The organism is Streptomyces sp. SID13726 (assembly GCF_010548375.1).
Lineage (GTDB): Bacteria > Actinomycetota > Actinomycetes > Streptomycetales > Streptomycetaceae > Streptomyces.
Genome location: NZ_JAAGLY010000564.1, coordinates 1 through 420, shown reverse-complemented (window position 1 = coordinate 420; position 420 = coordinate 1). Strand labels below are relative to the sequence as shown.

The window sequence follows — 420 nt, the reverse complement described above, 5'->3', positions numbered from 1 at the left end:
GTCCACCTTCGGAGCGAAGTCCACGTCGACGCCCTTGATGTAGTCGTCCCAGTTACTCAGCTTCCAGCTGTCGCGGGCCGCACTGCGGAACGTGATGTACTCGCGCATGCTCTCGTGATCACACTTCACCCAGATCACGGCGACCTCGGCGCCCTGGGCCTTGCACCTGTTGATCAGTCGTTGCATCCAGGCTGGGTCGGAGAACTCGCGCAGGAACGGCGCATCGAGCACGGTGCTGATCCCGGCACGGATGTTGTCGCCTGCGGTCTCCATCAGGCACTGGTACTCGGCATCCCGCGCCTTCTCCAGGTACAGCGGTGTGTGCCTGTCGTGAGGATCGCCGCCATGAGCAACCAGGAGCGCCTCGACCAGCGGCCGGGTCAAGGAGTCCTTGTCGAGCCGAGGCCAGCCAGTCAGGTA

The 420-nt window shown here is 63.8% G+C and carries 1 protein-coding gene; it reads right to left on the bottom strand.

What is annotated here, in order from left to right; all coding sequences use genetic code 11:
• Positions 1-417: AAA family ATPase (locus tag G3I78_RS49135; protein WP_343244042.1), on the bottom strand; the 417-nt coding region annotated here is incomplete at its 3' end.
• Positions 418-420 lie beyond the last annotated feature (3 nt).